Origin of the sequence: Oscillibacter sp. ER4, assembly GCF_000765235.1 — a bacterium.
GTDB classification, from domain to species: domain Bacteria; phylum Bacillota; class Clostridia; order Oscillospirales; family Oscillospiraceae; genus Hominicoprocola; species Hominicoprocola fusiformis.
This window is the reverse complement of sequence record NZ_JPJG01000033.1, coordinates 43,290-57,278: the sequence shown is the minus strand read 5'-3', so window position 1 is coordinate 57,278 and position 13,989 is coordinate 43,290. Positions and strand designations below refer to the sequence as shown.

Sequence of the window (13,989 nt, the reverse complement as noted above, 5' to 3'; positions counted from 1 at the left end):
CCCTATGGCACTACAAGATAAGAAAATAATGCCTCCCCCTTGGCTGGCCCACCGGGAGATCGAGCGATACTCCATTGGCTGGCGCATGGGCTATGGGGAGGATTACATAGACCGATTTGGCGATTGGCTGGACACCCTCTCCCCGGAGGAGCGGACGGAATACCGCACCCTCTTTCCCGAGCCTGTGACCTGGAAGGGCTGGTGGGATGACGAGGACAGCAGCGAGGTACTGGAGCATGGTGACTTCTTGGTGGATGCGTGGCAGCCGGAGGGCCAGCCCAAGTACACCCGGCAGTGGCTCCAGCAGGAGTTTGCCGCCGGGCGGAAGCGGGAGCTGTGCCTGTTCTGGGGCCATCAGCTATCCGAGGACGGCCAGCTGACAAAAAGCTGCCTCAGCCAGTGGTGGATGGAGGACTTCTATACGACGGCTGACTCCTACCTCTGCATGGAGCAGTATATGATGGCTGCTAAGGCCGAGCTGTTCGGCGACAAAGAGATCCGGGACCAGATTTTGAAATGCAGCGACCAAAAGCAGATCAAGGCCCTGGGCCGCAAGGTGCGGGGCTTTGAGCAGAAGGTATGGGACAAGTTCAAGTACGCCATTGTGCTGCTTGGCAACTGGCACAAATTCAGCCAGAACCGCGAACTGCGGGAGTTTCTCCTTTCCACCGGGGACAGCGTGCTGGTGGAGGCCAGCCCCTACGATGCCATCTGGGGCATCCGCCTCGCGGCCAGTTCGCCGGAGGCCCAGGACCCCATGAAGTGGCGGGGACAAAACCTGCTGGGCTTTGCGCTGATGGAGGTGCGGGACGAGCTGCGCAGAGTGACACAGAATGAAATGCTTTGCGATTGGAGTATGGTATGGCAACAATGAAACTCTATGAACTGGTCAACCACTACCACATCGGTACGGAACTGACCTGCGCCGAGGCGATGTTCCTGGCCTGCAATGAATATTACCACCTGAATTTGTCCGAGGAGACCCGGAAGATGTTCTCCGTCATGGGCCTTGGGATGCAGACCGAGCACTCCTGCTGCGGCGCTTTCACCGTGGCGGTGGGGATCATTGGGCTGATGACCGCAAAAGAGGGTCAGACGGATGTGAGCAACATGGAAGGCTACCAGATGATTGCTGAATTGACGGAGTTTATGCTGGGCTTCTATGGAACGCTCCACTGTGTCGAGCTGCAAAGGCTGGAGATCGTGGGGGTTGAGAATTCCTGCCACGCCATTGTGGAGGCGCTGGCCAAAAAGCTGGAGGAACTGCTGGCGGGCCGAAGGATCTTCCGCCCGGTAAACGGAGGACAACTGGGCTGCTGATGTGCCGGGAAGCGAGGGATTACATGAAAGACTTTTCCCAATACGGAAACAGACCGGACGACCAGTGGGAGATGCTGCCCTGGATACCCGATCCGCGTCCGCCCTTCAAAATCTGGGTGAAGCCGGAGCAGATCGCGCCATTCTTTCTCATTCCCCACCACCCCTATGCCATCTCCCTTCTGCTGAAAATCAACGATGGATTCCGGACGGAAGAATTCCGTCGGCTGGGACTGACTGGAAGCAGCGGAGACTGGGAGCGACTGGTCCAGGGCGTGATCCGGGAGTTTGAGGAAAACAATAGTGGTCAGAATCTGTTTCACTTTGACTCCGACGAAGATGTGTTCTGCGTGTACTCCCAATACATCGACGATTTGATGATGCTGGCCAAAATGATCCGGGCGGCCTGTACCGATGAAAAAACGATGCGGACTTATCTTGGCAAGATCGAATACATCAAGCTCTTTTGGGAGGACGCACCGGAGGGTGAACCATCGGTCATCCTCTATGAAGTGGATACCGAAAATGAGCGGCTGGCCCATCGCTCCATCGACATTTTTGCAGATGGCCGCACCCACAACATCCCTGACCTTTACGACGGTGTCATCGAGATCACGCCGATCCCCACCGTGGAGGAATTGAACGCCCATGTCTGGGGCGAGGAATTCCACGCCTGCATCATAGAGCAGGCGGAATTTGAGGCCATCTGGGAAAGCCGATTTTATAGCGGAGCGTTTTGAAAAGCGAGGAATGACAATGGTTGAAATCAATCGCGTCTGGCTCAATGTGGATACAGACACCAACAAAATCACACTATTCGGCCGCCCCCGTGTATCCATCCGTGTGGATGAATACATTTGGAGCTTGATCGAAGAACATATCGTGAAGCCCCATAAGCTCATGCGCAGCGAAAAGCACAAATATCTGCTGAAAATTTCGTTTCACCGATTTGATCCGGTGCGTCACCGATATTATCCGCTTTCCCCGTACAACGGGCCGCTTCGGGAAGGCGTCAAGCCGGACAGCGCAAACGGATGGTATCCCCGCGAGGATTTTGCAGACGCCGAGGAACGCGCTACCTGGTTCTCTCCCGATAAAATCTGGACAAACTGCGGTAACAAGGTTCTGGATGTGAATGTTGATGCCGCCAATGTGAGCGAGAGCATCACCCCCAGAGAATACGCAGACTTGCTGTTCGATGGGATTGGGGCAGCACTGGTGTTTAACTTCAAAAGGCTCAAGCGCGAGGAGTTTGATGGGCTGAAACCCAAGATCGACTGGAGCATAGTAGATAGCTTCCCCTTCCCCGCATCCTTTGAGGAGCAGCAGTACATTGGGGACGAGGGCAAAATTCATGTGTATTCCTGGGATGGCCGACAGGAAACGAACCTTGTAGGCCCTTATTCTGTGCGGGATTTATATCTGGACCATTTCGGAAAATTGTGAGGTGAGCACATGGCAAAGGGCATTCGTGAACGCCTGCTGGAGCAGGCAATCAAGTTCCATCAATGGCAGGAAGCCACTTATCCAGACAAAACCGCCGAGGAGATCGGTGGTGAGTGGGAAGTTGATTATCCATACTGGAATGACATTTACAGTGCCTTTGGCCATGTGTTGACCCAAATGGATGCAGAAACGGCAGACAGCGTCCTACTGGATGAGATGGTCTATCTGATCGCCAGGGATAACGAAGCGGAGGGGTTTATACAGGAGACCACTTCCCATCCCCAATGGTTCGAGCGCCTCTGCCGCAGGGCCGCGGCCTCCAATGAGAGTGAGGCCAAGTGGCAGTTTGCCGCGTATCTGCCAGAATGTCCATGCAGCCAGGAAGTCAAAGACATGATCCTGGACTTCGCAAAGGACCCCAATGAATATGTGAGCCGTCGAGCGCTTTTGGCGATGCCCGCTCTGCGTCCTGACTGTGTGGAACAGTTCGCTCCGCTGTTCTGGGAGCGGAACTGTTATTCCCTCGAATTACAGGAATACCAGCGGATCGCTGTTCTGGTCTCGCTGGACGCCATCCATTCCGGCCTGCTTCCACAATACTTGGAGCAGGCCAAGCAGGATGGCCGGCGCTATCTGCTGGAACACGCAGAAAGGATTGAAGGAGGACTTGCTATGAACGAAAGACTATTTCGCACCCAATTCAATCAAATGGAAACCACCGAGAAGCAGGCGCTGATGGAAAGTCTGGCTGCTCGTTATACGATGACCTTTCTCGGTCTACATACCTTTGACCGCTGGGGCCAGAGCTGCACCACCGGCGTGTTTGAGAAAGATGGCCGGGAGTTCGTCTTTGTCCCCGGCGATACCGTCACCCTGGGCTGGGACCGCTTTGCCGTAGGGCTGGATCAGGATAGCCGGGAGGAACTGGACGATCTGTTCCAGGAATGGGAGATGGAACAAGACCCAGAGGAGATGATCCGGGAGAGCATGGCTCCCGTTCGGCAGGCAGCTATTGGCCCTATGCTGGTGGGCCGGGAGCTGGAGGAACTCTGCTGGGAGCCGGTCACAATGGACGATCCCAGATTGACCGCCCACCCTGACTGGCTGAAGAAGTTCCGGGATTTTGCTTGGAGTGACCTTGACAGCCTTACTATGCACCAGTCAGCCCGCATTGAGCGGACGGAAAAGGGCTTTCAGATCTGTATCTATAACCGCACTGATTACGATGAACTCCTTGCCGGGCTGGAAAAGCAGGGGCTCTCACTGCCTACGGCAGACGAGTGGGCCTATCTGTGCGGCGGCGGGTGCCGCACCCTGTTCCCCTGGGGAGATGGAATGGACTACTCCATGCACCTGCACCACTTCGAAAGCCCGGAGGATAAGGACAAGCCCTTCGATATGGAGGAGCCTAACTTCTTCGGAGTGTCCATCGCCTATGACCCATATATGCGGGAGGTTGTGAAGGCCGAGCAGTTTACCAGCTGCGGCGGTGATGGCGGGCGCAGCATCTGCGGCGGACTTGGAATTTTCCTCGGTTTCTTGCCCTGTTCGCCCCACTGCAAGCCGGAAGTGCAGGAGGACAAGGAACTGAACGGCGACTATGACTTCTACCGGCCCATTATCCGGGTAGAGATGACTTGAGAGAATAGAGGGAAACAATGGACATCAACGGCTGGAATTATCTCTTTGAAAGCCTGCCTCATTGGAGGATTAGGGAGCGTTTTCCCTATGTTTATGATCAACTCACCCAGTCTCCGTCTGATAAATATGCCATCTTGATCTATTCCATTGCAGAAGTTAGTATGTGCAACGAGGTAGGCTGTCTGGCTGTTTTCGAAAGCCGAGAACATCCCCTCCTGCTACTGAACGCGTACAAAGCCCATTTCCCTCCTCAAACCCCTGTGTTTTCTGCAAATGGCCGGTATGTGTGTTTGAAGTCACAGGTGTACTTATCCGGCCAAAATCGAGTGGAGTGTCCTCTGCTTCTCCTGGATTTGTATGAGCGGCAATTCACGGTGTTGACAATGGATACACATGGTCATCAAATTGCCATCCAAAATCAAACCGAGATAGAATTGGTACTGCACTTAACGCCTTGCTCTAATCCTTCTGAGGAGTCAGAGCAGCAGGAATCGATACAAATGGCAGAATTGCTGTGGCATCCATTTCAAGAAATCAATATGTTGGAACGATGGCATAAAAGATAATTTTCAAGAGGTAACTTATGAAAGAAACAACACCCGATCTCACAAGGATCAGCAAGTATATCAGCTTGATTCTTCGGCACAAGCCGGAGGTTATTGGGATCAAGTTGGATACCCACGGCTGGGCGGATGTCAATGCGCTGCTGGCGGGTATCAGCAGAAAATACCCCATCAACCGGGACATTCTGGAGGAAATCGTGCGGAGTGATGAAAAACAGCGGTATTCCTTCAGCGAGGACGGGACAAAAATCCGGGCCAACCAGGGCCACTCCATTCAGGTGGATGTGGAACTCCCCGTGACTGAACCACCGGAGACGCTGTACCACGGGACGGCCCAGCGGTTTGCCGCCTCCATCGAGGCCCAGGGACTGCTCCCCCAGAGCCGCCTGTATGTTCATCTTTCACCGGATCAGGAAACAGCGGAGAAAGTTGGGCGCCGGCATGGAGAACCTGTGATCTATCTGGTGGATGCCGGACAGATGCACCGGGACGGATATCTCTTTTATTTGTCCGCCAATGGAGTCTGGCTGACAAAGGCGGTTCCTGCAACCTACCTGAAACGCTTGGAGGGTGGATTGAAACAACATTGACCTATCCCACCGTTATGGTTGTAGAAAGTAATTTGTAGCCGGAGGGAGAAGGAAAGCCTGGACACCCGGCTGTGGGGCCGGTGTGGAACCTACTATTTACAGAAAAAAGACTGAAGGAGGCGTCAACATGGATGTCGTGAAACTCCCCAAGAAAGTCCGCATGGTCTGCTATGAGATCATGGATGGCAAAGAAGGAGCCTTGGACACGCTGGAATCCTTTGCCGATCAATACCCCCATCAGGTAGCGGCGGTCAAGGCGGAGGTCGCCTATTTCAACCTGGACTATGAAAAGGCGCTGGCTTTGGATCTGACCATCCTTCCCTGGCTGGAGGAGTGGTATTACAGCAATGTGAGCGATGAACACATGATCGCCATGACAGTGGCCGCCATCCAGCTCCACCGGGAGCAGGAGCTGATTGAGGCGCTGACGAAGGAACAGACGCACATCCGGGCTGAGAACGGCCTCCCCCAGCGGGATCGGTTCTGTGACATCCTGATGGACTACCTCAAACGGGGCCTTATGCCCTTTGCGGACAACGACAAGAACTACCCCTACCATGAACCAGAGGAACCGCAGACAAAGGAGCAGCTCTGGGCAAAGCTGGTGGAACAGAATAAGAAGCTCTCGCCAGACGATCCCGATGCCAGGCGGAAGCTCTATAACCACTGCTGTATGTTCGGAACCGCCAGGGATGCCGTAGATCTCTTTGAGGAGATTCAAGGCGTGCCCATGGCTGACTCCTCCTATCGGGACGCAATCGCCCGCTATCTCTATTTAGGCGAACGGGAGAAGGCGCTCCAGACAGCGGAGCGGTTGGCAACATCGCGGCTGTGGGCGGTTGCCGGGCCGACGCAGGTGCGCCCCATGTCCTTCTTTGAGGACCCGAACCTGCGGGAGTTTTTGCTGGAACCGGAATCCCTCCGGCGCATCCGGGAAGCTGCCTTCATTGATGACGGGAGTTTGATCCGAAAGTAAATTGCTTGGGAATGGAGGATCTGCTATGAGCAAGGAGCTGGAACTGTATCAAGCATTTATTGACGGCCTTGTGGAGCGGAAAGACAGCATGACAGCCCTGTGGGTCAAGGGTGATGGTTTCCCCAAGACAGAGGACAACAAGGCGAAAAATGAATTTCTCGCCGCACTGACACCGGAGCAGAAAGGTGTGCTGGCTGAGATGCTTCAGGACGAACATATTGCGGGTATTCACGATACCCTTGCATATATCAATGAGATGATGGATCTGGAGGGGCTGGAGCTTCATCAGGACGGTGAATCCTATCCCAACGACTATTTTGAGAGTCTGCACTATGACTTCATCTGCCGTTGTGACGGTGATGAGTGGCCGGAATAAAAGGAGGCATGACGAATGTATATCAACAAATACTGGGGTAAGTTTATTGGAGGTTCCGATGACAGTCTGAACCTTGTGGCCTTTTTGGAGGACCAGAGGAAAGAGGAAATCCCACTCAGCGAAATTTTCGCCAAGATCGGGCTGGACAAGCAAAACGGGGACTTCCGCCAGACAGTGGAGTATCTGGAATTTACCCACTCGGATGGCGTGGAGATGGACTTTCACTTCGCCATTGATGTGGTCACCGATCTGGCCGCCATCCTACTGGAGTGCAGCGTCAGCGGCAGTGTGAACCTCCACGATCTGGACGAGTACAACACCCCCTCCCGCCGCATCCGCATCACCGCCACGCCAGAGGAGCACGACGCCATGAACAAGGCCTTGGCGGATTTTGCCCAGAACCCGATGGAATATGACCTCAGCGAGATGATGGACAACGAGGAGATCCAGGAGATGGCTCGGGATGTGGCGGCACTGCGGAAGGAGCTGTACGAGGCCGCCGGCCGCAACCGGGACTACCATGTGAAGGCGGAGGATGTAAAAGCTCTGCTCCCTGACTGGAAGGGTGCCGATGGCTGCATTGCCACCAACCGCATCACGGTGGAGGGCTGCAAGGTCGGCTACTGCTACCGGGAGGAGCCGGACAGCGGCTGGGACAGCGGCTGGCGCTTCACCGCCGGCGATGAGAGCGACGAGTACATGGACGACCCCAACAATGCCGGGATCTACAAGCTGAACACAATCTGCAACGACGATCCCGACATCATCCCTCTGCTGAACACCCCCGCCCCCTGCGCCTTTGAGCGGGATGAAAATGGCGTGTTCCAGCAGATCAAAGACTGGAAACCGGATGAGGACGAGGAGGACCCGGATATGGATATTTTGAAGCAGTGCCAGAAGTGGCATGAGAACAACGAGCATCACAAGATCATTGAAGCACTGGAGAGTATTGAGGAGCGCACTCCGGAAATGGACAGCCAGCTTGCAAGGGCGTACAACAACGAGGCAGATCACAGAACGCCGGAAGGCCGAGCTATGCTCAAAAAGGCCATCGCTCTCTTGAAACCTCATGAGGAATACTTTGAGGGAGACTACTACTGGAACTTTCGCATGGGCTATTCCTATTACTATCTGGATCAGGAGGACAGGGCTCTTCGTTACTTTGAAAAGGCATTGGAGGCCCGCCCCGACGACGAGGACACCATGCAGCTGATCGACGGGTGCAAGAGGGGCATTTCTCTGCCGCAATTCTCGGAGTGCTTCCGGGAGCGGACGGAGGACTGGTGGGAAACCTTTGCCGAGATGGAAGCAGAATTGCGCCAGATGATGGACGAGGACAAGGATCACACCCGCGGCGCCGAACTCGTAGCCCAAATGGAAGGGGCTTTGAACCAGGCGTTTGACGAAATCTCCTTCGAGATGGGCTTCAATGGCGAAAAGCATGAGTTGATCCTCACCCCGGAGGGTGACAAGGTCAAGCTGTTTGAGCTGATCTACTTCCAGAAGCACGCCCCCAAGGAGGTGCTGGAGCACTGGAACATCCTGGTGGGCCGTCAGCCCCTCCAGAACATCGGTCTGCGTACCGAGGATGGATGGGACATCTCCGGGGATGATGTGCAGATCTGGCTGGAGGAGCAGGGTGAAAACAGCTTCTCCATCTCCGCCTACTGCGAAAAGCTGCTTCCCATGCTCCGGGAGGCGGAGGGCCGGGTCTGGTGGATGCTCACCACCCTCACCGACCAAGTGCTGGGCGAGATCTCCCACATGTGGTACATTGATGACTTCAATGTGCTGGAGGAGCCCAAGGCAGAGCCGTCCTTCCTCCTGTCCCAGCTGCCCGACAAACTGCGGGAGCAGGGCCTGGAACTCTCCACCGATCCGGAAGCCTATCTGGAGAGCTATCTTGGCTACGAAATGAAACCCAATGAAGACCCGGACGCTGACTGGCGGCTGGATGTGATGGCCGGCTCCACCTGCTGTGTGCCGCTCATCAATGGCTATCTGAATGCCGACAATGACTTTATGGACGCACTCCATGCCGACGGCGCGGTGGCGGGCTTCTTCTGCTATCCCCTGGACACCCTGCGGGAGGAGGAAGGAACCCAGAAGATCTTCGACTTCCGGGACAAGCTGGAAGAAGTATTTACCACCGGCGACGGACCGGAGGTGCTCACCCTCACCGGCGGAGCCACCGGTCTCTTCTGCGGCTATGTGGACTTCATCGCCTGGGACATCCAAACGGCGCTCCAGATGGCCAAGGAGTTCTTCGAGGACAGCGACATCCCCTGGGCCAGCTTCCACACCTTCCGTCGAGAAGCAGGTACTGTGAATCTGAAAACGCCGCCCGAGGAGGAACCGGACGATGAGGATCAGGTTCCCGAGTTGGACGAGACGCTGACGGGCATGGACTATATTCCTTATACCCAACAGAACGCCGAAGCATTCTTCGCTCAGCTGGAGCAGTGGAACGACGAGGACGAGTACACCCGCTGCATCCAGGCACTGAATGCCATCCCGGAGGACTGGCGGAACTACCGCACCGCCTACGCCCTGGCCCGTGCACTGGAGAACTACGCCATCATCGGGGACCATGACGAGGGCACGCCCCGTTACAAGGGGGACAAGGCCCTGCGCCGAGCCATTGATGTGCTGGAGTCTGTCCGGAAAGAGGGCCAGGACAAGGCGGAGTGGAATATGCGGATGGCCTATGGCTATCAGTATCTCTATGGGCAGGAGGAAAAGGCCATCCCCTACGCCCGGCGTTGGGCAGAACTGGACCCGGAGGACGAAAATGCCCCGGCGGTGATTCAGGAGTGTAAGGCGGAGATTCGGAAACGCCGGCGCAGCCGGAACAAGAAGGCCAAATTCGTGCCCGGTGATACCCCCTTTGAGGGCTTTGACCTCACCAACTTCTGGGATGATAATTGGTATGCACTGAAAGAGTATGTCAGTGATCCGCCTTCCGATGAGCTGATCGCCAGCGTGGAGGAGGAGCTGGGCTACAAGCTGCCTGCCGCCTATATCTGGCTGATGAAGCAGCACAACGGCGGCATTCCGGTGAATACCTGCTATCCCTGCGATGAGCCTACCTGTTGGGCAGAGGACCATGTGGCCATCACCGGCATTTTCGGAATCGGACGGGAAAAGAGCTGCTCTCTCTGTGGAGAGCTGGGCAGTCAGTTTATGATCGATGAGTGGGAGTATCCTGCCATCGGCGTGGCCATCTGCGACTGTCCCAGCGCCGGACACGATATGATCTTCCTGGACTACCGTGCCTGCGGCCCCCAGGGAGAGCCTGCGGTGGTCCATGTGGATCAGGAAAATGACTACAAAATCACCCATCTGGCAGACAGCTTTGAGGAATTTATCCGCGGACTGGAGCATGAATCCCTCTATGATCCGGATGAAGATGTAGAGGATCTTGAGGATGACGCCGACGAGGAGGAAACCGACCACACAGGCGTCTTCACCGGCTTTGTCCTCCTGTCCAAGGGAGAATGGGACAAGGAGCAGTTCATCCGGGATATGAAGGAAAAGTGGGACATCGCCGTGGATGAATATGACGCCAGCGAGGAGAAGGACGATGACGCGCTGGTGTTTGAAGTAGGCGATATGCTCGCCGCCGTCAGCCTGAATAACTATCCCATCCCCGGAGGCGAGGCCGAGGGCAATGCGGAAAACAACTATATGTGGGAGGATGCGGTCAAGGTAGCCAAAAAGCACCGTGCCCACCTGATGGTAGCAGTGCTGGGTAAAGAGGAGAATTTGCTGGAAAAGGGCAAGCTGTTCACCAAGGTGGTTGCCGCCTGCTGTCGCCAGGAATATGCCACCGGCATCTACACCAGCGGCGTGGTGTTTGAGCCCCGGTTCTATGAGGGCTTTGCCGAGCAGATGAGCGAGGACGAGCTGCCCATCTTCAACTGGATCTGGTTCGGCCTCTGGCAGGATGAGAATGGCATGAATGGCTACACCTACGGCCTGGATGTGTTCGGCAAAGACGAGATGGAGGTGCTGGGCACCGATGCCAAGCCGAGCGATCTGCGGGACTTTTTGGCCAGCCTTGTGTCCTATGTGCTGGAGAATGATGTGGAACTGCACGATGGGGAGACCATCGGTTTTGCGGCAGACGATAAGCACACCATCACCCGCAGTCCTGGCGTCGGTCTGCCGGAAGATCAGATGACCCTGAAAATTTCCTGGGCGTCATCGGACGGTGACCCTGACGATGATGACGATGACCCGGACGGTGAAGTGGCCGAGGATGAACAAAACGGTGTTCCCGAGGTCTACACCGAGGAGGAGATGGAGGCCGTCGAGGCTCACATTCAGCAGTATTTCGGCAAGTTTGAGAATGTGTTCCACGAGCTGTCTTCCCCGGACATCCATGTGGACATCTGCGTTGTGCCGCCCTCTGGGGATCGGGACTACTACACCCTGGTAACCATGGGCATGGGTGCCCACCGGATGAATGTGCCGGAGGAACTGGCCGAATACAAGCTGGAGCGGGCGGAGCTTGCTATCGCACTGCCGGGAAACTGGAAGTTGAAGCGCGAGGATTTGAAGAATGAGCGGTGGTACTGGCCCATCCGCCTGCTGAAAACCCTGGCCCGCCTTCCCATTGCCAGCGATACCTGGCTGGGCTTCGGCCATACCATGGACAATGAGGAGGACTTCGCAAAAGGCACAAAGCTGTGCGCCGCCATTCTGACCGGTCCCCAGGACACCGAAGATGGCAGCGAGGTCTGCATCCTGCCGAGTGGCGAGGAGGTCAACTTCTATCAGGTGATCCCTCTCTACCGGGATGAATTGGAATATAAGCTGGCCCATGACGCGGATGCCCTGCTGGACAAAATGAACGGCATCAGCTTTGTGGTGGAGCCTGACCGTCAGGATGCCATCACTCGTGGCACCCTTTCCAATGATGATTTTGACGGTGAGATGGACGATGCCTCCTATCATATCGAGAGTATTGAGGAGAAGGGGCTGCCCGTTGACCCCATAAATGCTTATAACCTCTTTGCCATTTACCTGCGCTGGTGCATAGAGCATGATCTGATGGGCGAGGACTTTCTGAACGAATACGGCGAAGTGGCCAAACAGGTCAAAGCCGACCCTGCCAGCGTGGATCTGCGGGCGTTTATTCGGGACAAACTGAACGGGCAGATTATGGTTCCGATGTTCAATAAGATTGGGCGAGCATTTACTTCTTACTACTATGGCGAACCTGACAGTCCCAATTTCCCTCGTGACATTGAAAACTATGCCTTGGAATATCTCGGCCCAGAAAAGTATTACTCCGATGAGTTCCAGTTTAAGGCCCCGCTGTTCATCCCCTTTGACGAGGACTACTACCAGGCCATGGCAAAGGTGATCGAGGAACGCTTCACCAACTGGCAGGGACAGGACTTCGACGAGGACACGCTGGAACCCTCCGAACTGGCTGAGGCGTTGATGGAGTATCTGGACTGTGAATGCACCTATTTCCCCTCCATGAAGGACGATGATCCCATCATGTCGGCATACAGCTATGCCAAACGGGAAAGTGTCAAAGAAGGCTTTGTGCCAGTGCTCATCAAGGCGGATGACGAAACCCTGTGGGAGTGCCTCATTATGAATTCCGACCCGGACAGTGATGGTGAGGACGACTATGCTTTCGACCCGGACAAGGTAGCCGACTACCGGAAGAAGATACTGTCTGCACCTGTCAAGGACAGCAAGGCGGTCCTGGAGGCACTGATCGGCCAGCGCAAGGAAGAAGCCGAGGATGACGATATGGACTGGGATGAGGAAATCCTGGGCGAGATGGAAGGCGGAGAACCAAACGACCGCTTCTCCAGCTACTGGGATGATGATACGGAGATGACCTATCCGCTTATCCTGGCCGAGATCCCGGTGAAGAATCCCTGGGAGATCTTCGCCTACCTGCCCTTTGGAAACTGGAACGACTGCCCCGACACACCGGACCTGATGGCTGCGGCCAAATACTGGTTCGAGCAGTACGGCGCAGTTCCTGCCGCCATGAGCCACGATGAGCTGGAGTTCCTGCTTCCGGCCCCCGTCCCCAAGGAGAAGGCCATGGATGTGGCGGTAGAACTGTATGGCTTCTGCCCGGATCTGGATCAGAATGAGGATGGAAGCATTGGCTCCTTGGCAGATGCACTGTGGCAGTCCACCGTCTGGTACTTCTGGTGGGATTGATGGGAGATTGTGACCATGAACGAATACCTGAAGCAATATATTGAACTCCAAAAGCAGTTTCGGGAGACAAAAGGAAATCCAGACAGTGTCCGCGCTCTCTATACCTTCAAGGAGAAACTGGAGCTATCGGAAGACAAACAGGCCAAGGAAGTGCTGGTGGATGTGTATGATCTGCTGGACTTCAAGAAGGATGCCTACGAACTGCTCTGCCAAATCGGAAATCGTTCCGATAAAAAGACACTCAAGCGGCTGGGCACGCTGAAGGAATATGCGGAAAACTGGGGCAATCATTATGCTCTCCCCAAGCCCAAAACGCCGCAGGAAAAGCAGAAAGAGAAGGAGCGGCAGGCTCAGCTGGGCCTGCCCACCTTCCGGTATCACCCCAATCCGCTGGAAACCGGCGCTTTTGAGGAGTCCGCGGATGGCGTTGCCTGCGACTGCTGCGGCAAGACGACCCATATTTTCTATACAGGCCCCTTTTACGCTGTGGAGGATATTGAGTGTCTGTGCCCGGAGTGTATCTCCAGCGGCGAGGCGGCCCGGAAATATGACGGCAGCTTCCAGGACGATTGCTCCGTGGACGATGGCGTGGAGAATCCAGCCCAGTTGGACGAGCTCATCCACCGAACTCCCGGCTACTCCGGTTGGCAGCAGGAATACTGGCGCGCCCACTGCGGCGACTACTGCGCCTATCTGGGCCATGTGGGTGCCAGAGAACTGCGGGCGCTGGGTGTGCTGGAGGATGTGCTGGACGATCCCATGTGGGACGATGAGCAGAGGGAAATGATTCAGGAATCCGTCAATGGCGGGCATTTGCAATGCTATCTGTTCCAGTGCCTCCACTGCGGGAAGCACCTGGTTTGGATGGATTTTGATTGAGGA

The 13,989-nt window shown here is 55.5% G+C and carries 11 protein-coding genes and 1 pseudogene; all 12 read left to right on the top strand.

Annotation, left to right across the window (positions count from 1 at the left end; translation table 11 throughout):
* Window positions 1–4: 4 nt before the first annotated feature.
* Complete coding sequence (locus tag NI20_RS0105685) at window positions 5–874, top strand: NADAR family protein (RefSeq protein WP_033120474.1); 870 nt, start codon at window positions 5–7, stop codon at window positions 872–874.
* Entirely contained in the window at window positions 862–1,320 is a 459-nt protein-coding gene (locus tag NI20_RS0105680; RefSeq protein WP_242842935.1) for a C-GCAxxG-C-C family (seleno)protein, read from the top strand. Before NI20_RS0105685 ends, NI20_RS0105680 begins: the two co-directional genes overlap by 13 nt.
* Window positions 1,320–1,751, top strand: a pseudogene (locus NI20_RS15650) (Imm51 family immunity protein); the annotation flags it as partial. The gene NI20_RS0105680 and the pseudogene NI20_RS15650, both read left to right, overlap by 1 nt.
* Window positions 1,743–2,057: a hypothetical protein gene (locus NI20_RS15645; protein WP_242842936.1), complete on the top strand. Its 315-nt coding sequence runs from the start codon at window positions 1,743–1,745 to the stop codon at window positions 2,055–2,057. The pseudogene NI20_RS15650 and the gene NI20_RS15645, both read left to right, overlap by 9 nt.
* A gap of 16 nt (window positions 2,058–2,073) precedes the next feature.
* On the top strand, window positions 2,074–2,763 hold the full coding sequence (locus NI20_RS0105670) for a hypothetical protein (RefSeq protein ID WP_033120472.1): 690 nt from the start codon (window positions 2,074–2,076) through the stop codon (window positions 2,761–2,763).
* Between the two features lie 672 nt (window positions 2,764–3,435).
* Window positions 3,436–4,404 (top strand): hypothetical protein, encoded by a 969-nt coding sequence (locus tag NI20_RS0105665; protein ID WP_369699402.1) that lies wholly within the window; start codon window positions 3,436–3,438, stop codon window positions 4,402–4,404.
* A 17-nt stretch (window positions 4,405–4,421) separates the two neighbouring features.
* Window positions 4,422–4,970 carry a hypothetical protein gene (locus NI20_RS0105660; protein ID WP_033120470.1) on the top strand — a complete coding sequence of 183 codons (549 nt, stop codon included), beginning with the start codon at window positions 4,422–4,424 and terminating at the stop codon, window positions 4,968–4,970.
* Between the two features lie 17 nt (window positions 4,971–4,987).
* A complete protein-coding gene (locus NI20_RS0105655; protein ID WP_033120469.1) occupies window positions 4,988–5,557 on the top strand; it encodes an RNA 2'-phosphotransferase in 570 nt (189 codons plus the stop codon).
* A gap of 127 nt (window positions 5,558–5,684) precedes the next feature.
* Window positions 5,685–6,533, top strand: coding sequence for a hypothetical protein (locus NI20_RS0105650; RefSeq protein ID WP_033120468.1), 849 nt, complete (start codon window positions 5,685–5,687; stop codon window positions 6,531–6,533).
* A 25-nt stretch (window positions 6,534–6,558) separates the two neighbouring features.
* Window positions 6,559–6,909, top strand: coding sequence for a DUF6547 family protein (locus NI20_RS0105645; RefSeq protein ID WP_033120467.1), 351 nt, complete (start codon window positions 6,559–6,561; stop codon window positions 6,907–6,909).
* A 15-nt stretch (window positions 6,910–6,924) separates the two neighbouring features.
* Window positions 6,925–13,107 (top strand): DUF2185 domain-containing protein, encoded by a 6,183-nt coding sequence (locus NI20_RS0105640; RefSeq protein ID WP_081958387.1) that lies wholly within the window; start codon window positions 6,925–6,927, stop codon window positions 13,105–13,107.
* 15 nt (window positions 13,108–13,122) lie between these two features.
* Window positions 13,123–13,986, top strand: a complete 864-nt coding sequence (locus tag NI20_RS0105635) for a CbrC family protein (RefSeq protein WP_033120466.1) — start codon at window positions 13,123–13,125, stop codon at window positions 13,984–13,986.
* Window positions 13,987–13,989: the final 3 nt, after the last annotated feature.

Bases quoted from the DNA above. Each gene is read 5' to 3' on its own strand.
- NI20_RS0105660 (WP_033120470.1), top strand. From the start codon at position 4,422: ATGGACATCAACGGCTGGAATTATCTCTTTGAAAGCCTGCCTCATTGG.
- NI20_RS0105640 (WP_081958387.1), top strand. From the start codon at position 6,925: ATGTATATCAACAAATACTGGGGTAAGTTTATTGGAGGTTCCGATGAC.
- NI20_RS0105670 (WP_033120472.1), top strand. From the start codon at position 2,074: ATGGTTGAAATCAATCGCGTCTGGCTCAATGTGGATACAGACACCAAC.
- NI20_RS0105680 (WP_242842935.1), top strand. From the start codon at position 862: ATGGCAACAATGAAACTCTATGAACTGGTCAACCACTACCACATCGGT.
- NI20_RS0105665 (WP_369699402.1), top strand. From the start codon at position 3,436: ATGAACGAAAGACTATTTCGCACCCAATTCAATCAAATGGAAACCACC.
- NI20_RS0105635 (WP_033120466.1), top strand. From the start codon at position 13,123: ATGAACGAATACCTGAAGCAATATATTGAACTCCAAAAGCAGTTTCGG.
- NI20_RS0105655 (WP_033120469.1), top strand. From the start codon at position 4,988: ATGAAAGAAACAACACCCGATCTCACAAGGATCAGCAAGTATATCAGC.
- NI20_RS0105650 (WP_033120468.1), top strand. From the start codon at position 5,685: ATGGATGTCGTGAAACTCCCCAAGAAAGTCCGCATGGTCTGCTATGAG.
- NI20_RS15645 (WP_242842936.1), top strand. From the start codon at position 1,743: ATGCGGACTTATCTTGGCAAGATCGAATACATCAAGCTCTTTTGGGAG.
- NI20_RS0105645 (WP_033120467.1), top strand. From the start codon at position 6,559: ATGAGCAAGGAGCTGGAACTGTATCAAGCATTTATTGACGGCCTTGTG.
- NI20_RS0105685 (WP_033120474.1), top strand. From the start codon at position 5: ATGGCACTACAAGATAAGAAAATAATGCCTCCCCCTTGGCTGGCCCAC.